The 19520-nt window shown below is 70.7% G+C and carries 22 protein-coding genes; 19 read left to right on the top strand and 3 right to left on the bottom strand.

Translation table 11 applies throughout. From position 1 onward, the window contains the following. Positions 1–12 precede the first annotated feature (12 nt). The 14 genes from fabG to ACFYWJ_RS32105 all read left to right on the top strand — a co-directional run bounded on the left by fabG (position 13) and on the right by ACFYWJ_RS32105 (position 12106). Entirely contained in the window at positions 13–789 is a 777-nt protein-coding gene (fabG, locus tag ACFYWJ_RS32040) for a 3-oxoacyl-ACP reductase FabG (RefSeq protein WP_355280029.1), read from the top strand. Between the two features lie 12 nt (positions 790–801). Beyond that, on the top strand, positions 802–1740 hold the full coding sequence (locus tag ACFYWJ_RS32045) for an aromatase/cyclase (RefSeq protein ID WP_355280026.1): 939 nt from the start codon (positions 802–804) through the stop codon (positions 1738–1740). Continuing rightward, positions 1737–2600, top strand: a complete 864-nt coding sequence (locus ACFYWJ_RS32050; protein WP_355280023.1) for an alpha/beta fold hydrolase — start codon at positions 1737–1739, stop codon at positions 2598–2600. Before ACFYWJ_RS32045 ends, ACFYWJ_RS32050 begins: the two co-directional genes overlap by 4 nt. Positions 2601–2618: 18 nt before the next feature. Continuing rightward, positions 2619–4208, top strand: a complete 1590-nt coding sequence (locus tag ACFYWJ_RS32055) for an acyl-CoA carboxylase subunit beta (RefSeq protein WP_355280021.1) — start codon at positions 2619–2621, stop codon at positions 4206–4208. A 15-nt stretch (positions 4209–4223) separates the two neighbouring features. Then, positions 4224–4391, top strand: a complete 168-nt coding sequence (locus ACFYWJ_RS32060) for a hypothetical protein (protein WP_355280018.1) — start codon at positions 4224–4226, stop codon at positions 4389–4391. A 3-nt stretch (positions 4392–4394) separates the two neighbouring features. Continuing rightward, positions 4395–4787, top strand: coding sequence for a lipocalin-like domain-containing protein (locus tag ACFYWJ_RS32065; RefSeq protein ID WP_355280015.1), 393 nt, complete (start codon positions 4395–4397; stop codon positions 4785–4787). Next, positions 4771–5529, top strand: coding sequence for an SDR family oxidoreductase (locus tag ACFYWJ_RS32070; protein ID WP_355280012.1), 759 nt, complete (start codon positions 4771–4773; stop codon positions 5527–5529). The genes ACFYWJ_RS32065 and ACFYWJ_RS32070 overlap by 17 nt, the downstream gene beginning before the upstream one ends. After that, a complete protein-coding gene (locus ACFYWJ_RS32075) occupies positions 5522–7066 on the top strand; it encodes an NAD(P)/FAD-dependent oxidoreductase (protein WP_355280009.1) in 1545 nt (514 codons plus the stop codon). The genes ACFYWJ_RS32070 and ACFYWJ_RS32075 overlap by 8 nt, the downstream gene beginning before the upstream one ends. After that, complete coding sequence (locus ACFYWJ_RS32080; protein ID WP_355280007.1) at positions 7063–7617, top strand: pyridoxamine 5'-phosphate oxidase family protein; 555 nt, start codon at positions 7063–7065, stop codon at positions 7615–7617. Before ACFYWJ_RS32075 ends, ACFYWJ_RS32080 begins: the two co-directional genes overlap by 4 nt. A 101-nt stretch (positions 7618–7718) precedes the next feature. Then, the gene (locus ACFYWJ_RS32085) at positions 7719–8666 is read left to right on the top strand and encodes an alpha/beta hydrolase family protein (protein WP_355280005.1); all 948 of its coding nucleotides are present in this window, start codon (positions 7719–7721) and stop codon (positions 8664–8666) included. Between the two features lie 16 nt (positions 8667–8682). After that, positions 8683–9219 (top strand): bifunctional adenosylcobinamide kinase/adenosylcobinamide-phosphate guanylyltransferase, encoded by a 537-nt coding sequence (locus tag ACFYWJ_RS32090; RefSeq protein ID WP_355280002.1) that lies wholly within the window; start codon positions 8683–8685, stop codon positions 9217–9219. Between the two features lie 39 nt (positions 9220–9258). Then, positions 9259–10371, top strand: a complete 1113-nt coding sequence (cobT, locus tag ACFYWJ_RS32095) for a nicotinate-nucleotide--dimethylbenzimidazole phosphoribosyltransferase (RefSeq protein WP_355279999.1) — start codon at positions 9259–9261, stop codon at positions 10369–10371. 139 nt (positions 10372–10510) lie between these two features. Continuing rightward, positions 10511–11260, top strand: coding sequence for an adenosylcobinamide-GDP ribazoletransferase (locus ACFYWJ_RS32100; RefSeq protein ID WP_355279996.1), 750 nt, complete (start codon positions 10511–10513; stop codon positions 11258–11260). Positions 11261–11392: 132 nt separating this feature from the next. Beyond that, positions 11393–12106, top strand: a complete 714-nt coding sequence (locus tag ACFYWJ_RS32105; protein WP_355279993.1) for an MBL fold metallo-hydrolase — start codon at positions 11393–11395, stop codon at positions 12104–12106. Between the two features lie 59 nt (positions 12107–12165). On the opposite strand, the gene ACFYWJ_RS32110 is transcribed toward ACFYWJ_RS32105, so the two are convergent. Together ACFYWJ_RS32110 and gcvT are read right to left on the bottom strand one after the other, a co-directional pair. Continuing rightward, a complete protein-coding gene (locus ACFYWJ_RS32110) occupies positions 12166–13263 on the bottom strand; it encodes a branched-chain amino acid aminotransferase (protein WP_355279991.1) in 1098 nt (365 codons plus the stop codon). Positions 13264–13289: 26 nt separating this feature from the next. Next, a complete protein-coding gene (gcvT, locus tag ACFYWJ_RS32115; RefSeq protein ID WP_355279989.1) occupies positions 13290–14390 on the bottom strand; it encodes a glycine cleavage system aminomethyltransferase GcvT in 1101 nt (366 codons plus the stop codon). 163 nt (positions 14391–14553) lie between these two features. On the opposite strand from gcvT, the gene ACFYWJ_RS32120 reads away from it, so the two are divergent. The 4 genes from ACFYWJ_RS32120 to ACFYWJ_RS32135 all read left to right on the top strand — a co-directional run bounded on the left by ACFYWJ_RS32120 (position 14554) and on the right by ACFYWJ_RS32135 (position 18044). Then, positions 14554–16095, top strand: a complete 1542-nt coding sequence (locus tag ACFYWJ_RS32120) for a phosphatase PAP2 family protein (protein WP_355280176.1) — start codon at positions 14554–14556, stop codon at positions 16093–16095. Positions 16096–16180: 85 nt separating this feature from the next. After that, positions 16181–16810, top strand: a complete 630-nt coding sequence (locus ACFYWJ_RS32125; protein WP_355279986.1) for a nucleotidyltransferase domain-containing protein — start codon at positions 16181–16183, stop codon at positions 16808–16810. A gap of 97 nt (positions 16811–16907) precedes the next feature. After that, positions 16908–17564 carry a hypothetical protein gene (locus tag ACFYWJ_RS32130; protein ID WP_355279983.1) on the top strand — a complete coding sequence of 219 codons (657 nt, stop codon included), beginning with the start codon at positions 16908–16910 and terminating at the stop codon, positions 17562–17564. Continuing rightward, positions 17565–18044 carry a gamma-glutamylcyclotransferase family protein gene (locus ACFYWJ_RS32135; RefSeq protein WP_355279981.1) on the top strand — a complete coding sequence of 160 codons (480 nt, stop codon included), beginning with the start codon at positions 17565–17567 and terminating at the stop codon, positions 18042–18044. Between the two features lie 70 nt (positions 18045–18114). On the opposite strand, the gene ACFYWJ_RS32140 is transcribed toward ACFYWJ_RS32135, so the two are convergent. Further along, positions 18115–19149, bottom strand: coding sequence for a hypothetical protein (locus ACFYWJ_RS32140; protein WP_355279978.1), 1035 nt, complete (start codon positions 19147–19149; stop codon positions 18115–18117). A 116-nt stretch (positions 19150–19265) separates the two neighbouring features. Between ACFYWJ_RS32140 and ACFYWJ_RS32145 the strand changes: the two genes are divergently transcribed. Beyond that, positions 19266–19517, top strand: a complete 252-nt coding sequence (locus tag ACFYWJ_RS32145; RefSeq protein ID WP_355279975.1) for a hypothetical protein — start codon at positions 19266–19268, stop codon at positions 19515–19517. The last annotated feature ends 3 nt before the right edge of the window (positions 19518–19520 follow it).

Here is a 19520-nt window from a genome sequence, read left to right on the forward strand (position 1 = left end):
GCAGGAGTCGTCATGTCGCAATCGCACGCAGTGGTCACCGGCGCGACCAGCGGGATCGGGCTGGCCGTCGCCCGGCTGCTCGCCGCGAACGGGCACCGGGTCTACCTCGGCGCCCGGACAGCGGAGAACGTCACCACCACCGTCAAGCAGCTGCACGAAGCCGGTCTCGAGGTGGCGGGCAGCGCCGTCGACGTGCGCTCCGGGGACTCGGTGCGCGAGTTCGTGGAGGCCGCCACCACCCGGTTCGGCCCGGTCGACGTGCTGGTCAACAACGCGGGCATCAGCGGTGGCGGGGTCACCGCCGACCTGCTCGACGAGATCTGGGACAACGTCATCGACACCAACCTCAACAGTGTCTTCCGGATGACGCGGGAGGTGCTGAACACCGGCGGGATGCGGCACCGCAGCCGCGGCCGGATCATCAACATCGCCTCCACCGCGGGCAAGCAGGGGGTGGTCCTCGGCGCGCCGTACTCGGCGTCCAAGCACGGCGTCGTCGGCTTCACCAAGGCCCTGGGCAACGAGCTCGCGCCGACCGGGATCACCGTCAACGCGGTGTGCCCCGGCTATGTGGAAACGCCGATGGCCCAGCAGGTCCGGCGCAACTACGCCGCGCTGCAGCAGACCTCGGAGGACGCGGTGATGACGAAGTTCACCGCCAAGATCCCGCTCGGCCGCTACTGCACCCCGGAGGAGGTGGCCGGCCTGGTCGGCTACCTGGCCTCCGACACCGCCGCGTCCATCACCGCCCAGGCGATGAACGTCTGCGGCGGACTCGGGAACTACTGAGAGGCAACGATCATGACCACCTCCGGCACCGGCCGCGCCGAGCACTCGATCGAGATCGCGGCGCCCGCCGACACCGTCTACCGCCTGCTGGCCGACGTGCAGAACTGGCCACAGCTGTTCCCGCCCACCATCTTCGCCGACTACCTGGACAACGACGAGCGCGACCAGCGCATCCGGATCTGGGCCACCGCGGCCGACAGCGTCAAGCACTGGGTGTCGCGGCGGGTGCTCGATCCCGAGCACCGGCGCATCGACTTCCGGCAGGAGGTCAGCAGCCCGCCGATCGCGGCGATGGGCGGCACCTGGATCGTCGACACGCTCACCGAGAACTACAGCCACGTGCGTCTGCTGCACGACTACGAGGCGGTCTCGGCCGATCAGCTCGGCTGGATCGATCAGGTGGTCGACCGCAATTCGCGCACCGAGCTGGCCGCGCTCAAACGCAGCATCGAGCTCGGGGACGCGGGCGCCGACGCCGCGTTCTCGTTCGAGGACACCGTTGCGGTCGCCGGCACCGCCGAGGACGTGTTCGGGTTCATCAGCGACGCGCATCTGTGGCCGGAGCGGCTCCCGCACGTGGCCGGGGTCGAGCTGATCGAGCCGGGGCCCGGCATGCAGTCGCTGGCGATGGACACCGTGGCGGTGGACGGTTCCCAGCACCGCACCATGTCGTACCGGATCGTCCTGCCGCACCACACGATCGCCTACAAGCAGATCACCATGCCCGCGCTGATGACGCTGCACACCGGCTACTGGACCGTGCGGCCGCACGCCGACGGCGTGGCGGTGTCCTCGCAGCACAGCGTGGTGCTCAACACCGACAACATCGCCGCCGTGCTCGGTCCCGACGCCGATGTCGCCGCCGCGCGGGCGTACGTGCAGCGGGCGCTGAGCACCAACAGCCTGGCCACCTTGCGGCACGCGAAGACCTTCGCCGAGGACCGGTCATGAGCTCCGCCGAGGCGCGCTCGGCGGTCCTGACCCCTGGCGTGCACCGGATCACGGTGGACGCGGCCGGGATTCCGCTGTCCGGACTGCTCAGCACGCCCGCCCTGGCCCTGCCGCGGGCGACCGTCCTGGCCCTGCACGGGGCGGGGATGTCGGCGGGCTACTTCCACGGACGCGCCCATCCGGACGTCTCGCTGCTCAGCACCGCCACCCGGCTCGGCTACGCGGTACTGGCGCTGGACCGGCCCGGCTACGGCGACTCCGCCGACGCCCTGCCGGACGGGCAGTCGCTGGCCGAGCAGGCCGAGACGATCCGGGCGGGGCTGGCCGATTTCACCGCGGGCAACGAGATCGGGGCCGGCGTCTTCCTGCTCGGGCACTCCTTCGGCGGGAAGCTGGCCCTCACCCTGGCCACCGACGACACCACCTTCCTCGGTGTCGACGTCTCCGGCTGCGGTCACCTCTACGCCGAGGATTCGCTGGAATCGAAAGCCTGGCAACGCAATTGGGGCGACCTCCAGCTCTACCCGCCCGGCACCTTCGCCCGGGCGGGCGCGACGGTCGACTCGCCGCCGATCCAGGAGCTGGTCGACGCGGCGGCCTGGCCGCAGACCTTCGCCGAGCTGGCCGATCGCATCCGGATCCCGGTGCGGTTCAGCTTCGCCGAGCAGGAACGGTGGTGGCGCACCGACGACGCCGCGCTCGCCGACCTGGTCGCGATGCTGCGCGGGGCGCCCCGGCGCGGCCTGACCAGGGTGCCGCGCGCGGGCCACAACATCAGCCTGGGCTGGGCGGCCCGCGCGTATCACACCAGCGCGCTGGCCTTCTTCGAAACCTGCCTGCTCGACCGGGCCGCGGCCTGACGGAGAGAGGACACCGCTGTGACCGAGGAATACACGCTCCCGTTCCTGCCCGCCGGCGACGGCGACATCCCCCGGCTCGACGAACTGCGCCTACGCAAGGAGCTGGCCGCGACCGGCCCGGATCCCACCGCCACCGAGCGACAGCACGCCAGGGGGAAACTCACCGCGCGCGAACGCCTCGCGCTGCTGCTCGATCCGGATTCGTTCACCGAACTCGAGCCGCTGCGCCGGCATCGGGCCACCGGCTTCGGCCTCGAGCACAGCAGGCCCTACACCGACGGCGTGGTCGCGGGCTGGGGCACCGTGGACGGGCGGATCGTGTTCGTCTACGCCCACGACTTCCGGATCTTCGGCGGCGCCCTCGGCGAGGCGCACGCCGAGAAGATCCACAAGGTCATGGATCTGGCGATCAGCGCGGGCGCGCCGCTGGTCTCGCTGAACGACGGGGCGGGCGCGCGGATCCAGGAGGGGGTCGCCGCACTGGCCGGGTACGGCGGCATCTTCCGGCGCAATACCGCGGCCTCGGGGGTCATTCCGCAGATCAGCGTCATGCTCGGGCCGTGCGCGGGCGGGGCCGCCTACTCGCCCGCGCTGACCGATTTCGTGCTGATGGTGCGGGGCACGGCGCAGATGTTCATCACCGGGCCCGATGTCGTCACCGCCGTCACCGGGGAGACGGTGACCCGCGACGGCCTCGGCGGTGCCGACGTGCACGCCGAACGCTCGGGGGTCGCGCACTTCGTGCACGACGACGAGGCGGGCTGCCTGGCCGACGTCCGCTACCTGCTGTCGTTCCTGCCGCAGAACAACCGGGAGCTGCCCCCGGTGGTGCCGACCGACGACCCGGTCGAGCGGCGCTGCCCGGCGCTGGCCGAGCTCGTCCCCGAGACCGGGACCACGCCCTACGACGTACGCGCGGTGATCGCCGAGATCGCCGACGACGGCGCGTATCTGGAGATCCAGGAGCGCTGGGCGGCCAATGTCGTCATCGCGCTGGCGCGGATGGACGGCCACACCGTCGGTTTCGTGGCCAACCAGCCGCAGTGCCTGGCGGGCACGCTCGACATCGCCGCCAGCGAGAAGGCCGCGCGGTTCGTCCAGATGTGCGACGCGATGAACATCCCGCTGATCACCCTGCTCGATGTCCCCGGATTCCTGCCCGGGGTCGGGCAGGAGCACGGCGGCATCATCCGGCACGGCGCCAAGCTGCTCTACGCCTACTGCAACGCGACCGTGCCGCGGATCTCGATCGTGCTGCGCAAGGCCTACGGCGGCGCCTACATCGTGCTGGATTCGCGCAGTGTCGGCGCCGATCTGGCCCTGGCCTGGCCGACCAACGAGATCGCGGTGATGGGCGCCCAGGGCGCGGCGAACGTGGTCTTCCGCAAGCAGATCGCCGCCGCCGACGATCCCGCCGCGGCCAGAGCCGAGCTCGTCGCCCGCTACGCGCGCGAGCTCATGCACCCCTACTACGCGGCCGAGCGCGGCCTGGTCGACGACGTGATCGACCCGGCCGACACCAGGGCGGTCCTCATCCGATCGCTGAACATGTTGCGCGCCAAGCACGCCGAACCCCCCGTCCGCAAACACGGCAACCCACCCCAGTAGTTCAGGAGCACACCGATGTCCGAGTACGCAGCGCCGGCCGAGGCCGGGTTCGAGTTGAGCGAAGACGTGATCGCGGCCGTCGCCGTCGCCTTCCTGGCCGGTGACGAGCCGGACGAGCCGCTCTCGGCGCGGCCGGCCGAGCTGCCCTACAGCAGATTTCGCGATCCTCGCGGCTGGCGGTAGCCCGTGCCCAGCTCCGAGGACCTGATCGGCACCTGGCGACTGGCGTCCTTCCACGACACCGGCGCGGGCGGCGCGCCGATCGCGGGCCCGCTCGGCCCCGAGCCCGCCGGTTTCCTGACCTATACCGCGTGCGGCCATCTCTCGGTCGCCATGATGCGCACCGGTCCGGGCGAGCCCGGCTACATGGGCTACGCGGGCCGGTGGCGCATCGACGACGGCGTGCTGCGCCACCACATCCTGGTCAGCTCGCGCGCCGACTGGGTGGGCGCGGAACAGGTCCGCCTCGCCGAGCTGGCCGACGGCCTGCTCACCCTCCGAACCTCCCCCGACAACGGCCGCGTCGTGCAGTGGCGCCGGACCGGCTCAACACAGGAGAACCATGCGATTCGACAGTAGGACCGCTCTGATCACCGGATCGAGCGAAGGCATCGGCTACGCGATCGCGGCGGCACTGGTCGCCGAGGGCGCGCAGGTGGTGCTCACCGGGCGCCGGGAGAAGGCGCTGGCCGAGGCCGCGGGCGCGCTCGGCCCCGCCGCGGCGTGGATCAGCGGCGACATCGCCGACCCGGAGACCGCGCACCGGGCCGTCGACCACGCCGAGCGGCAATTCGGCGGGCTTGACCTGCTGGTGTGCAATGCCGGGATCCTGATTCCGGGCGTGGTGTTTGCCCAGCCCATGGACGAGGTGAACCGCGTCATCGATGTCAACCTGCGCGGCACCATCGCCACGGTCGCCGCGGCGGCACCGGCGCTGGCCAAGCAGTCCGGGGCGGCGATCGCGGTGATCTCGTCGTCCATCGGCCGCAAGCCGGGGCCGGGCACCGGCGTCTACGGCGCCACCAAGGCGGCCCTGCAGTATCTGGTGCCGACGTGGGCGAGTGAGCTGGGCCCGATGGGTATCCGGGTCAACGGCGTGTGCGCCGGGATCACCGAGACGCCGGGCTTCCGGGCGGGCGCCGTGGCGATCCCCGGGCTCGAGGAAGGCGTCGTCGCCACCAACGTGATCAAGCGCATCGCGACCGCCGACGAGGTGGCCGCGCCGGTGCTCACCCTGCTCGACTCCGCCGGGGCCGGTTTCGTCACCGGCTCGATCTGGGACATCGACGGCGGCTTCGGACTGGGGGCCCAGCATGCCTGAACACGATGTGATCGTGGTCGGGGCCGGCCACAACGGCCTGACCGCGGCCGCCTACCTCGCCAAGGCCGGTCTGGATGTCGTTGTGCTGGAGGCGAAGCCGGAGATCGGTGGCGGCGTCGTCAGCGAGGCGGTGACTCTGCCGGGGCACCGGCACGACCTGCACGCCGCCGCGCACATCTTCATCCACGGCAACCCGATGATCCGCGACGACGAGCTGGGCCTGCTCGCCCGGCACGGCCTGAGCTACGTCTACCCCGACCCCAGCATGTCGGTGGTGTTCCCCGACGGCGACTACATCGCCTTCCACCACGACGTGCACAAGACCGCCGAGACGATCGCGCGGATCTCCCCCGCCGATGCCGAGAACTACGTGCGGTTCTACGAATTCGCCAGCCCGCTGCTCGACCAGCTGCTGCCCGCGATGTTCACCCCACCCGCACCGCTGGGCGCGCTGTTCGCGCAGCTGGAGCAGTCCGAGATCGGGCAGGAGACGATGCGGGTGCTGATGATGAGCTACCTCGACGTCTGCCACGAATGGTTCGATCATCCGAAAGTCAAAGCGGCGCTGTGCCGGTGGGTCTCGGAGCTGCTGATCGCGCCGGACGAGGGCGGCACCGGCGCGTTCCTGCTGCTGATGGTGCCGTTCATCCACCGCTACGGGATGGGCTTCGCGGTCGGCGGCTCGCAGTCGCTGTCCGACGCGCTGGCCGCGGCGCTGCGCGAGTACGGCGGCAGCGTCCGGACCGGCGCGAAGGTCGAGCGGTTCCACTTCGACGGCGACCGCGTCACCGGGGTGCGCTGCGCCGACGGCAGCGAGTACACCGCGCGCCGCGCCGTGCTGGCCGACCTCAACATCAAGCAGCTGCCCGCGCTGGTCGAGCACCGCTTCGGCGCCGAGTGGGAACGCAAGGTCGACCGGATCAAGCCGGCGAGCTTCCGCCTCGTCGCCGGTCACCTGGTACTGAGCGAGGCGCCCGAGTTCCACGCCGGGCCCGAGGTCACCGACGCCGGCTTCCAGGAGGTCGCGCTGGACCTGCCCGACCTGCTGCGCACCTTCGACCAACTCAAATACGGCGAGCCGGTGCACACCATCCCGACGATCTCGGCCGCCACCCGCTGGGACCCGACCAGGGCGCCCGCTCCCCATCACACGCTCTACCTGCTCGGCTACGCCCCGATGGAGCTGGCCGAGGGTGATTGGGACAGCCGCAAGGAGGAGATCTTCGACGCGGTCTTCGCCACCTTCGCGGCCATGACCACCAATATCGGACCCGACCAGGTCCTGGCCCGGGTGGTGCACAGCCCGCTCGACATGGCCCGCTACAACGAGGCGTGGGTGGACGGCGATCCCGGCCACTTCGGCTGCCAGCTGTTCCAGTTCATGGGCTTCCGGCCGCTGCCGAACATGGGCTACCGGCTGCCCGCCGAGGGGTTCTACCTCGTCGGGCCGTCCACCCATCCCGGCCAGGGCGTCACCGGCGGGGCCAGGGCCGCCGCCCTCGCCGTGCTGGCCGACCTCGGGATCGGTGCGCCGTGAGCCGCGACGAACCCGACATCGCCGCCGTCCAGGACGCCATCACCGACCTGCTCCGCACGGAGGAACTCGCCGCGCTGGCCACCGTCGACGCCGACGGCGCACCGTCGGCCTCCGCCATGCACATCGCCGCCGACGGCCTCATCGCCTACATGCACACCTTCCAGTTCAATCGCAAACACGCGCAGATGCAGCACAATCCGAATGTCGGCTACGTGGTGAGCCATCTGCCGCCCGGCGGGTTCGCCGGGCGCGGCGAGATCCGCTCGGTGCAGATCCAGGGCCGGGCGACCCTGGTCACCGATCCCGCCGAGATCCAGCGGGCGGTCACCCTGAGCTTCGAGCAGTTCCCGTGGCTGGCCGACCTGTCCCTCTACGACAACGTCAAACTCCCCGACGAGGGCCAGCAGGTGTTCTACCGCATCACCCCGACCCGCGGTCTGTGGGCCGATCATCGGGTGCGCCAACTCTGGCGGGTATTCCTCGAATTCAGCGACGACGGCCGGACCATCACCGACTGCCGCCCGTATCACTCGGCCCGCCGGACCGGCTGATCCGGCGGCTGTGAGGCCGCACAGTCCCGGGCACCGTGGAGTCGTCGACCTGCGGAATCGGCTTGACCCCGGGATCGTGCGGCTGGTCAGCTTGGCCGGTGTTGAGAAGAGCGCTGGCGGTCGCCACGGCGGTCGTGGTCCTGTCGTCGATCGGCACGGCCACGGCCGCCGCCGGACCGCGCACCGCGCCGGTGATGCGCGCTCCCGCAGGGGGTTTCGAAGAGCTGGTCGTGCCGTCGAGCATGGGACCGGTCCGGGTGCAGGTGCAGTGGGCCGCGCGGGGCGGCAGTTCGGCGCTGTATCTGCTCGACGGACTGCGCGCGCCCGCCGATCACAGCCAGTGGACCACCGACACCGATGTGCTGCGCCGGTTCGCCGGTGACGACGTGACGTTGGTGTTCCCGGTCGGCGGGCACTCCAGCTTCTACACCGATTGGTACCGCCCGAGCAGCACCAATCGGCAAGCCACGACCTACAAGTGGGAAACCTTCCTCACCCGCGAGCTCCCGGATTTCCTGGCCGGCTACGGCGTCTCGCGCACGAACAACGGGATCGTCGGGGTCTCCATGGGCGGCAATGCCGCGCTGACCCTGGCCGCCCATCATCGCGACCAGTTCCGCTTCGCCGGAGCGTTCTCCGGCTTCCTCAACCCGGCCTCCCCGATGTGGGACCAGGCCATGCGCGCCGCCATGCTCGACGAGGGCGGGTACAACATCGACGACATGTGGGGCGCCGCCGGCGATCCCGCGTGGAGCCGCAACGACGCCACCGTCCAGGTCGAGCGGCTGCGCGGGCTGCCGGTCTACGTCACGGCGGGCAACGGCGTCCCGGGCCCGCTGGACGTGCCCAACGGCGTCGGCAACACGATCAACGCGGCGGGCATCGAGGCGTTCGCGCTGATCGCGGCCAGCGTCTTCCGCGAACGCGCCGTCGCGCTCGGCGTGGCGGCGCGGGTCGATTTCGGCACCGGCACCCACACCTGGCCGTACTGGCAGCAGTCGATCACCACCGCCCGCCCGCTGATCCTCGACGCGCTCGGCGCCCACTGATTGCTACCGTGCTGGCATGTCAGCCAGCGCCGCGCCCGTCCGCACCCTCGTCCTCGGCGGCGCCCGCTCCGGCAAGTCAGCGTTCGCCGAGAACCTGCTGGCCGACGCGGACACGGTGCGCTACCTGGCCACGGCCGTGCTCGATCCGGCCGACGCCGACTTCGCCGCCCGGATCGCCGGACACCGCGACCGGCGGCCCGCGCACTGGACGACCATCGAGAACGCCGAGCCCGCAACGGCTCTCACCACCGCCGCGCCCGCGACGCTGCTCGACGACATCGGCACCTGGCTCACCGCCCGCCTCGACGCCCGCGCCGCCTGGGACGCCCCGCGCGGCACCGTCGCCCCCGACTGCGACGCGCTCGTCGCGGCCGTGGCGTCCTACCGGCAGCGGCTGGTGATCGTGTCGCCCGAGGTCGGGATGGGTGTCATCCCGGCGACCCGCTCGGGCCGGTTGTTCCGCGACGAGATCGGCACGCTCAACCAGCACCTGGCGCGGGTGTGCGACGAGGCGTTCCTGATCGTGGCCGGGTTGCCGGTCCGGCTGAAATGAGCCGGGTCGGTCGGCGCGACACACCGTGATCCGGGCAAGATGAGCGTCGAACACCCGGCACCCCTGTCGAAAGGCTTGCAAGTGACACACGGATTCGGACCGGTCGCGGCCCCGGACGCGCAGGTCCGCGCGGCGGCCGAGCAGCGTCAGACGCAGCTCACGAAACCGGCCGGATCGCTGGGACGGCTCGAGACCCTCGGCAACTGGATCGCGGCCTGCCAGGGCGTGTGCCCGCCCCGGCAGTTCGAGCGGGCCAGGGTCGTGGTGTTCGCCGGGGATCACGGCGTCGCCCAGCACGGCGTCTCGGCGTATCCGAGCGAGGTCACCGGGCAGATGGTGGCGAATTTCCTGGCGGGTGGTGCCGCCGTCAACGCGCTCGCCGCCGTCGCGGGGGCCACGGTCCGGGTGGCCGATATCGCCGTCGCCGGTGACACCGATCCGTCGGTGTCCCAGCACAAGGTGCGCCGTGGCAGCGGCGCGATCGACCGCGAAGACGCGCTCACCGACGACGAGGTCGCCGCCGCGCTGGCCGCGGGCCGCGCGATCGCCGACGAGGAGATCGACGCGGGCGCCGACCTGTTGATCGCCGGCGACATGGGCATCGGCAACACCACCCCGGCCACCGTCCTGATCGCCACCCTGACCGGCACCGAGCCGGTCGCCGCCGTCGGCCGCGGCACCGGTGTCGACGACGCGGGCTGGATCCGCAAGGTCGCCGCCATCCGCGACGGCATGCGCCGGGCCCGGCCGGTCGCCACCGATCCGGTCGACCTGCTGCGGGTCGCCGCCGGCGCCGACTTCGCCGCCATGGCCGGGTTCCTGGCCCAGGCCGCGAACCGCCGGACGCCGGTCGTGCTCGACGGTGTCGTCGTCACCGCCGCCGCCCTCGTCGCCGAGGACCTCGCCGCGGGCGCCAAGGAATGGTGGCTGCCCGGGCACCGCTCCACCGAACCCGCCCACGACCTGGCGCTGAAGCACCTGCGCCTGGAGCCGCTGGTCGACCTGAATATGCGCCTTGGCGAGGGCTCGGGCGCGCTCACCGCGCTGCCGATCCTGCGCGCCGCCGTCGCCACCCTCGCGGAGATGTCGACCTTCGCCGACGCGGGCGTCAGCACCGCCGACGAGCCGGACTCCGTCGACCTGAGCAAGTGAACCCGGCGTCGATGGCGTCCCTGCCGGGCCGGTCGTGCCATCGCGCTGGGTACCGGCCCGCGACCCGCACCGGCGCGCCGGGCGATGGCCGAGCCGGACTCCCGGCGGCCACCCGTTCGCTCCGGCCGCTCGGCACATCGTGAACAGCGTGCGCCTGGCCGTCTCCTGGCTCACCGTCCTTCCGGTCACCGGGCCGGACACCGTCGACCGCCGCGCGGCGGGGCACGCCATCGCGCTCGCCCCGCTGGTCGGTCTGCTGCTCGGCGGGCTGGCCGCCGCGGCGATGCGCCTGTCGGTAGCGGCCGGGCTGACCACTCTGCTGGCCGGGCTGCTCACGGTCGGGCTGCTGGCCCTGCTGACGCGGGGCATGCATCTGGACGGTTTGGCCGACACCGTCGACGGTCTGGGCAGCTACGGCCCACCCGAGCGGGCCCGGCAGATCATGAAGTCCGGCGGCGCTGGACCGTTCGGGGTGGCGGCGCTGATCTTCGCCATCGCGATCCAAGCCGTCGCCTTCGCCGCGCTGGCCGACGAGCAGCGGTGGTTCGCGATCGGGCTGGCCGTGGCCCTGGGCCGGGTCGCGGTCGTGCTCGCCTGCCGTCGCGGCATCGGGGCGGCGCCCGACTCCGGCTTCGGCACGCTGGTGGCGGGTACCCAGCCGCTCGCGCCGGTGCTGAGCTGGCCGATCCTGGCGGTCGCGGCGTCGGTGTTCGCGGTCCCAGCCAATCTCTGGCTCGGCCCGCTGGTAGCCGTCGCGGTGCTCGCGCTGACGGTCCCGCTCACCCGGCATTGCGTCCGCCGCTTCGACGGGCTGTCCGGCGACGTGCTCGGCGCTGTCGTCGAGATCACTGTTTCACTTGCGGCCGTTGGGTTCTCGCTCGTGGGTTAGTCCAGTACCCGAGGATGTGAAACCTACATTGGTCACAAGTTCGGGGCGGCGGCCGTTGTGTGGTCGCACAGACCGTCCGCTCATCGGTACTCGGGTGCTCCCCCAGCACACCGGTGGCAATACAGTGTTGACATGTCTTCCGAGCGCCTCTACTTCCGCCAGCTGCTGTCCGGCCGGGATTACGCCGTCGGCGATCCGATCGCCACGCAGATGCGCAATTTCGCGTATCTGATCGGCGACCGGGAGACCGGCGAGACCGTCGTGATCGATCCCGCCTACCAGGCATCGGACCTGGTCGACGTCGCGACCGCCGACGGCATGACCGTCACCGGCGTCCTCGCCACCCACCACCACCCCGACCATGTCGGCGGCACCATGCTCGGCTTCACCCTCGGCGGCGTGCGTGAGCTGCTGGAGAAGACCAGCGTCGCGGTGCACGTGAACAAGCACGAACTGGACTGGGTCGCCCAGACCACCGGGATCGCCCCGAGCGAGCTGACCGGCCACGACAACGGCGACAAGGTGAAGGTCGGCGCGCTCGAGATCGAATTACTGCACACCCCCGGCCACACCCCGGGCAGCCAGTGCTTCCTGTTCGACGGCCGCCTGATCTCCGGCGACACCCTGTTCGTCGACGGCTGCGGCCGCACCGACTTCCCCGGCGGCGACTCCGACGAGATGTTCCGCAGCCTGCGCCACCTGGCCGCCCTCGACGGCAACCCGGTCGTCTACCCCGGCCACTGGTACTCCGAGGAGCCCAGCGCCGAGCTGTCCTCGATCCGCGACAACAACTACGTGCTGCGCCCGCAGACCCTCCAGCAGTGGCAAGCGTTGATGCCGGGCTGACCGGACAGAACAAAAAGGAGCGGGTCCCCTGGGGGACCCGCTCCTTTTGTCGAGAGTGCCTAGACCGTGCGCAGCCAGCCGTGGGTGTCGGCGAAGGTGCCGCGCTGGATGCCGGTCAGCGTGTCGCGCAGCGCCATCGTCACCTCGCCGGGCTCACCGCCGCCGATGCTGAACTCGCCGTCGGCCGAGCGGACCCAGCCGACCGGGGTGATCACCGCGGCGGTTCCGCACGCGAAGACCTCGCTGATCTCGCCGGATTCGGCGCCCTTGCGCCATTCCTCCACCGAGACCTTGCGCTCCTCGACCGGGTAGCCGGAGTCGGCGGCCAGGGTGAGCAGCGAGTCGCGGGTGATGCCGGGCAGCAGCGAGCCGGACAGCTCCGGGGTCACCAGCCGGGCCTCGGAGCCGGTGCCGTAGACGAAGAACAGGTTGTTGGTGCCCATCTCCTCGACGTAGCGGCGCTCGCAGGCGTCGAGCCACACGACCTGGTCGCAGCCCTTCTCGGTGGCCTGCGCCTGGGCCAGCAGCGAGGCGGCGTAGTTGCCCGCCACCTTCGCCTCGCCGGTGCCGCCGGGAGCCGCGCGCACGTACTCGGTGGACAGCCACACCCGCACCGGCTTCACGCCGCGCGGGAAGTACGCGCCCGCCGGCGAGGCCAGCAGCAGGTACTTGTAGGCCGCCGCGGGCTTGACGCCCAGCCCCGCCTCGGTGGAGAACATGAACGGACGCAGGTACAGCGAGTCCTCGCCGCCTGCGGCGGGCACCCAGTCGGCGTCCACGTCGAGCAGCTGACGCACGGACTCGACGAACAGTTCCTCCGGCAGTTCGGCCATCGCCATCCGGGCGGCCGAGCGGCGGAAGCGCGCCGCGTTGGCGTCGATCCGGAAGGTGGCGATGCTGCCGTCGGGCTGCCGGTAGGCCTTGAGTCCTTCGAAGATCGCCTGCCCGTAGTGGAACACCATGGTCGCCGGGTCCATCGAGAGCGGGCCGTAGGGCTCGACGCGCGCGTTGCCCCACGCGCCGTCGGCGTAGTCGATCGACACCATGTGATCGGTGAAGAACCGCCCGAAACCGGGGGCCGCCAGTACCTCTTCCCGCCGCTGCGCCGAAACGGGCGCCGGATGCGGAATACGAGTGAACTGTGCAGCGACTGTCATGATGCGATCCTATCCATTGCGCGGAATTACTTGGTTTTGGTGTCGACGAACGGCGGCTTGACCACCTCGCAGCGCAGCCTGCGCCCGCGCACGTCGACCTCCACCTCGTCGCCGGGCTCCAGCTTCGCGGTGGTGTCGAGCAGGGCCAGCGCGATGCCGACCTTCAGCGACGGCGAGAACGTCCCCGAGGTGGTCTCCCCGACCGGCTCGCCGTCACGCAGCACGGTCTGGCCCTGTCGCAGCACGCCGCGATCGAGCGCCTTCAGCCCCATCAGCGTGCGGCGCGGGCCGTCGGCCTTCTCCTGCTCGAGCGCCGCCTTGCCCCAGAACTCCGGCTTCTTCCAGCCGACGGCCCAGCCGGTGCGGGCCTGGTTCGGGGTGATGTCGAGGGACAGTTCGTGGCCGTGCAGCGGGTAGCCCATCTCGGTGCGCAGGGTGTCGCGCGCGCCCAGCCCGGCCGGCTGTCCGCCCGCGGCGACGACCTGCGCGGTGAGGGCGCGGAACACGGCCTCGGCGTCGGCCCAGCGGGGCAGCAGCTCGTAACCGTGCTCGCCGGTGTAGCCGGTCCGGCAGACCCGCACCGGGCGGCCGTCCCAGTCGGCGTCGGCGTAGGCCATGTACTCCATGTCGGTGGGCAGGCCGAGCGCGGCGAGCACCTCGCTCGACTTGGGGCCCTGTACGGCGAAGACCGCGTAGTCGCGGTGTTCGTCGGTCACGGTGACGCCATCGGGCGCCACCTTGCGCAGTTCGGCGACGACGGCCGCGGTGTTCGCGGCGTTGGGCACGAGGAACACCTCGTCGTCGCTGACGTAGTAGGCGATCAGGTCGTCGATCACGCCGCCGTCGGCCGCGCAGCACAGCGTGTACTGGGCCTTGCCGGGGCGGATCCGGGCCAGGTCGTTGGTCAGTGCCGAGTTCACGAACGCCGCCGCGCCGGGGCCCGCGACCGTCGCCTTGCCGAGGTGGCTGACATCGAACAGCCCGACCGTGGTGCGCACGGCGGTGTGCTCGCCGACGGTGCCGCCGTACTGCACGGGCATCTCCCACCCGCCGAACGGCGCGAAGGTGGCTCCGAGCTCGACGTGAACAGCGTGGATGGGGCCCTCGAGCAGCGCGTTGTCGGTCATGGGCGAGAGCTTATCGGTCCCGGCCGGAACCGCGCGAACCTCCGCGCGCGGGCGCGAGCACCGGCATCCGCGCCGGTCCCGGCGTCGCGATCGCGGCGGTCGGCTCCGGCTTCGGCGAAAGCCGATGCCGGGCAACGGCGGTAAGGTCGTGGCCGTGAGTGAGATGCCCGGCCGCAGGTTCCGCAGAGTCTCCCGGATGGACCGGACGCTGAGCCAGACGGTGTCCAGGATCCCGGAGTCCCCGGTGGACCGCGGCATGCTGCGGCTGACCAAGTCGGCCAACACCGGCGGCCTGTGGCTGGCCACGGCGGCGGTGCTGGCGCTGAAGCCCGGCCAGCCCCGGCGGGCCGCCATGCGCGGGGTGATCGCGCTGGCCGGGTCGAGCTTCGTGGTGAATCTGGTGCTGAAGTCGCTGATCCCGCGCCGCAGGCCACCGGCCGAGCTCATGCCGCACGGCAGGCGCCTGATCGACGCGCCGGTGTCGTCGTCGTTCCCGTCGGGGCACAGCGCCAACGCGGCGGCCTTCGCCACCGCGGTCGCCCTGGAGAGCCCGCGGACCGCGCTCGCCGTCGCGCCCGTGGCCGCGGCCGTCGCCTACTCGCGCGTCCACACCGGCGCGCACTGGCCGTCCGACGTCCTCGTCGGCGCTGCCGTCGGCACCGGTGTCGCGCTGGCCACCCGCCGCTGGTGGCCGATCCGCGAATCCGATGAGGCCGAGGCGCACGTGGTGCGCGACGTGCCCGTGCTGGTCGACGGCAAAGGTCTGCTGCTGCTGATCAATCCGCGCTCGGGCGACTCCACCTACGATCCCACCGCCGATATCGCCGAGGCCCTGCCCGCGGCGACCCTGCTGCACACCGAGCCCGGCCGCGACGCCGTCGAGCTGCTCCAGGAGGCCATCGACTCGTCGATCGTCGCCGTGGGCGCGGCGGGCGGTGACGGCACCATCGCCGCCGCGGCGGCCGTCGCCCTGCGCAACAAGCTGCCGCTGGTCGTCGTCCCGGCGGGTACGCTCAATCACTTCGCCCGCGACCTCGGCGTCTACGACCTGCGCGAGGTCGTGGACGCGACCGGCGCGGGGGAAGCGGTCGAAGTCGACATCGCCGCGGTGGAATTCGAGACCGCCGACGGTCCGCGCACCCACTACCTGATCAACACCGCCAGCGTCGGCGCCTACCCCGACCTGGTCCGCCTGCGCGAGAAGTGGGAGGACCGCTGGGGCAAGTGGCCCGCGTTCGCGGCGGCCCTGATCGTCATGCTGCGCCGGGCCGAACCGACCCGCATCCGGATCGACGACCGCTGGCACGACCTGTGGTTCCTGTTCGTGGGCAACGGTCCGTATCACCCGCACGGCGCCGTCCCCGCCTTCCGCTCCCGGTTGGACGAGGGCCTGCTCGACGTCCGCTGGCTGCGCGCCGACGTCCGCTTCTCCCGCACCAGAGCCGTCATCGCGCTGATGCTGGCCGCGATCGGACACAGCCGGGTCTACGGCGAACGCCAGATGCACGAGCTGTCGATCGCCCTGCACTTCCCCGTCCCGGTGGCCGCCGACGGTGAAGTCGTCGGCACGGCACGCGATCTGCGTTTCACCGTCGCCGGCCGCATCCCGGTCTACCGGCGCGACGAGGACAACCCGCGCTGGGAGAACCGGGCGCGGCCGCACCATCGGCGCCCGCTGGCGTGGCTCACCGACCGCCGCCGCTGATTTCCTCACGAACCCGTCTCACCTCGATCACCATCGGCCACAACAGCCTTGCGCGGGTACCCGCACCTGTGGACATGATGGGTCGATGAGCTCACCGGACGGCGCCCGTCCGATCACCGCAACCGAAGCCACCCGCCGCTGGGACCCGTGGACCCCGAGTGTCGTCGCCGCCCGTCTCGCGTCCTGCCCCGTGCCCTGGGCCGTCGCCGGCGGCTGGGCCGTCGACCTGTTCGCGGGTGGGATCTCCCGCGCCCACGAGGACATCGAGATCACCGTCCCCCGAGCGGATTTCCCCGAGATCGCCGCCGCCTTCCCCGAATACGAGTGGGACATCGTCGGCGACGGCCACCTCTGGCCCTACGCCCGCGCCGCCCACCGCGAGGACCTGCACCAGACCTGGCTCCGCGACCCCTACACCGGCGCGTTCCACCTCGACGTCTTCCGCGAACCCCACGACGGCGACACATGGATCTGCCGCCGCGACCCGACGATCACCCTCCCCTACTCCGACCTGATCCACACCACCCCCACCGGCATCCCCTACCTCATCCCCGAAGTAGTCCTGCTGTTCAAGGCAAAAGCCAACCGCCCCAAGGACGACGCCGACTTCCACCGCACCCTCCCCCTGCTCTCCGAGCACCGCCGCGCACGCCTGTCCGCGTGGCTGACGCGCGTGCACCCCGATCATCCGTGGCTCGCCACCACGTCTGCTTGATCAAATCGCCACTCACACAAGGCATTGCGTTGCCGGTTAAGGCCGCCTCCGCTATACATGGTTATCGGACCACGTTGCTCTTGGACGGGATCACACCATGCTGACCGAGCTTCTCCTCGGAATCGCCGCCGGCTTGATCACCTCGGTACTGGTGACACAGTTCATCCGGTTTCGACAGATGGGTGGTCTCCGCAAGATCCGCGTCTTCGAACCGAAAGACGGGCAGTTCAATACAGCCTTCTACGACTACTTCATCGAACAGATCAACCGGGCCGCCGAGGAAATCGTGGTCACCGGCGAAGGGTTCACCTACCGGGGATCGGAAGGCCAACGAATTGCCGACAGTTACCACTCGGCGACCAGGGACGCACTCGCGCGTGGCATTCACGTGATCCGATTCCAGACCTTCAATCACGTTCACCCACGCTGGTGTGATCGCCTGCGTGAGCTACTGACTCAGTATCCGGCCCACTTCCACCTCTACCTCGTGAACCATGTCGAGGACATGCGTGATTTGGCCAGCGTCTGCGTCATCGACGCCGCGCGGCGAAACAACGTGGTGGAGATGTCACTCTCGACCGACCGCGATCTGGAAGACTCCAGTGTGCGCATCGCGGATACGGCAATCTTCATCCATGGACGCAAGGACCTCGCCCAAGCGCTCAGGTCGAATGTGATGTCCATGAAGCGATTCGGAACCGTCAAGCTGGTCACTTCCGCTGACCAACTCAACGCATCGATCGGGGAGGTCTAGATGGTGCTCTATTTCGCATACGGCTCCAACATGTCGGCGGCGCAGATGCAGCGTCGATGCCCCGGCGCGGGGCTCCGAGGTACCGGCACCCTCCAGCGATTCTGTCTGTCGTTCAATCGAAAGGGCTCCTATCGGCCGGGCGCGGTTGCCAGCATCGAGCCGTCGCCGAATCCCGGCAGTCGAGTACTCGGACTGGTCTGGGAGATGTCGGATCAAGACCTCCGCGCCATGGACGCCATCGAGGACCCGGACGCCTATGTCCGCATCGCCGTTCCCGTGCATACTGCCGAACACGGAACCGAGTACTGCTGGGCGTACATCTCGTATCCGGACGGCAGACAGTCCGCGCCCGATCATGACTACGTCAACGTGCTGATCGAAGGCGCGGTCGAAGCGCAGCTGCCTGCCGACTACATCGACGAGTTGCGGGAGTGGCTGTCCCCGGCAGGGGACGGTGAATTGGCCGCGACCTCCGGGTAGTCGCGGACCAACTACTGTCCGTGGCACCGCAGGGCATGAGCCGCGAGCGCCGGACCGACCAGCGTCACGGTCACTCGGGCGAACGGCACCAGCTCTGGCGGTAGTCGATCCAATCCTGGGGTCTGGCGGCGAAATCCACGTACAGGGCCACGCCGAAGTTGGGGCGGTCCACGGCGGTTCGGGTGAGACCGAGGCGGATGCCGCGGATCGCGGCGGCGACCGTCTCCGAGGATCCGTCGTGGCCGGGATCGTCGGCCCAGAACGCGGGTGCGCCCATGAGCAGGTCGACCTCGGACGGAGTGACCTCCGCGGCCAGTGCGGTCTGCTGGGCGAGGTATCCGCTGTAGAGCGCCCGCGTGGGCATCGCGGTGTCGTACGACATCACCGCCACCTGATCGACGCGACGCGCGACCTCGGCGAAATAGGCCTGGCTCCACCACTTCCCGTGGTCGACGAGCGCGATACCCACCGCGTGCAGGCCCGGCAGGGGATCGATGACGGGGGCCGATACCGACAGCGGCACCCGCGCGGTGGCGGTCACCGCTCTGGTCGCGTCGAGTAGCGCGAGGAAGCCTGGTGAACCGGACCGGATCGGCTCCAGGTCGTAGTGGATGCCGTCGAAGCCGTAGTCCAGCACCCGTCGCGCCGAGGCGACCACGCGCTCGCGCGACCGCGCCGATTCCACGTCCAGCCCGTCGAATTCGGGCCGCACGATGTCACCGAGCCAGGACTGCACCCGGATCCCCGGTAGCTTCGCGTGCACGGCGTCGACGAACCAGCGCGCCCTGGGCGCCAGCTCGTCGCGCAGGCTCCCGTCGTGCTCGAGCGGGCCGGTGTGCACATACAGATCCCGGATCCCGGTACCCGCCAGCAACCGCACCAGCTGATCGACATCGGCGTCGGTCCTGCGCCCGTCCACCCACGCGTGACCGAGCCAGAACGCGTCCTTGCCCCTGGTCCGCGCCTGCTCGGACTGCTCGCCGATGTTGTGCGCCAGCAACGCCGTCAGCACGCCCGCGACCGGCAACGACACCACGAGCAGCACCACCAGCACGAGCACCGCGCCGCGCCGCCGCCACGACCACGCCCGCCACTTCCCCCGCATTCCGGCCTCCCTCGCCCTCGGCCCCCGAGATTACCCGTAGGTACCGATCCGCAGATTTCCGGCAAATCGCCCGCACGTGGAAAACTGTGCGCCGCTGGACAACTGAACGGAGCACCATGAAATTCGCCGTCACCCTGGGATCGGCCGCCGTCGCGGCCTTCGCCTTCGCGATCGTCACGCCCGCCGTGGCCACCGCCCAGCCGTCGGGCAACTGCCACAAGTCCTACTCCCCCTGCCTACCGATCGTCAGCGATGTCGACTGCGAAGGCGGCAGCGGGAACGGGCCGGTCTACACCGGGCGCGTGCAGGTGATCGGGCCCGACGAGTACGGCCTCGACCGTGACGGCGACGGCATCGGCTGCGAGTAGGTA

This window comes from Nocardia sp. NPDC003269 (assembly GCF_042888005.1).
Taxonomy (GTDB): Bacteria; Actinomycetota; Actinomycetes; order Mycobacteriales; family Mycobacteriaceae; genus Nocardia.

Excerpts from the sequence above, each read along its gene's own strand:
- fabG (WP_355280029.1), top strand. The coding sequence starts at position 13 with ATGTCGCAATCGCACGCAGTGGTCACCGGCGCGACCAGCGGGATCGGG.
- ACFYWJ_RS32045 (WP_355280026.1), top strand. The coding sequence starts at position 802 with ATGACCACCTCCGGCACCGGCCGCGCCGAGCACTCGATCGAGATCGCG.
- ACFYWJ_RS32050 (WP_355280023.1), top strand. The coding sequence starts at position 1,737 with ATGAGCTCCGCCGAGGCGCGCTCGGCGGTCCTGACCCCTGGCGTGCAC.
- ACFYWJ_RS32060 (WP_355280018.1), top strand. The coding sequence starts at position 4,224 with ATGTCCGAGTACGCAGCGCCGGCCGAGGCCGGGTTCGAGTTGAGCGAA.
- ACFYWJ_RS32070 (WP_355280012.1), top strand. The coding sequence starts at position 4,771 with ATGCGATTCGACAGTAGGACCGCTCTGATCACCGGATCGAGCGAAGGC.
- ACFYWJ_RS32075 (WP_355280009.1), top strand. The coding sequence starts at position 5,522 with ATGCCTGAACACGATGTGATCGTGGTCGGGGCCGGCCACAACGGCCTG.
- ACFYWJ_RS32090 (WP_355280002.1), top strand. The coding sequence starts at position 8,683 with ATGTCAGCCAGCGCCGCGCCCGTCCGCACCCTCGTCCTCGGCGGCGCC.
- cobT (WP_355279999.1), top strand. The coding sequence starts at position 9,259 with ATGAGCGTCGAACACCCGGCACCCCTGTCGAAAGGCTTGCAAGTGACA.
- ACFYWJ_RS32105 (WP_355279993.1), top strand. The coding sequence starts at position 11,393 with ATGTCTTCCGAGCGCCTCTACTTCCGCCAGCTGCTGTCCGGCCGGGAT.
- ACFYWJ_RS32110 (WP_355279991.1), bottom strand. The coding sequence starts at position 13,263 with ATGACAGTCGCTGCACAGTTCACTCGTATTCCGCATCCGGCGCCCGTT.
- gcvT (WP_355279989.1), bottom strand. The coding sequence starts at position 14,390 with ATGACCGACAACGCGCTGCTCGAGGGCCCCATCCACGCTGTTCACGTC.
- ACFYWJ_RS32120 (WP_355280176.1), top strand. The coding sequence starts at position 14,554 with ATGCCCGGCCGCAGGTTCCGCAGAGTCTCCCGGATGGACCGGACGCTG.
- ACFYWJ_RS32125 (WP_355279986.1), top strand. The coding sequence starts at position 16,181 with ATGAGCTCACCGGACGGCGCCCGTCCGATCACCGCAACCGAAGCCACC.
- ACFYWJ_RS32130 (WP_355279983.1), top strand. The coding sequence starts at position 16,908 with ATGCTGACCGAGCTTCTCCTCGGAATCGCCGCCGGCTTGATCACCTCG.
- ACFYWJ_RS32135 (WP_355279981.1), top strand. The coding sequence starts at position 17,565 with ATGGTGCTCTATTTCGCATACGGCTCCAACATGTCGGCGGCGCAGATG.
- ACFYWJ_RS32140 (WP_355279978.1), bottom strand. The coding sequence starts at position 19,149 with ATGCGGGGGAAGTGGCGGGCGTGGTCGTGGCGGCGGCGCGGCGCGGTG.
- ACFYWJ_RS32145 (WP_355279975.1), top strand. The coding sequence starts at position 19,266 with ATGAAATTCGCCGTCACCCTGGGATCGGCCGCCGTCGCGGCCTTCGCC.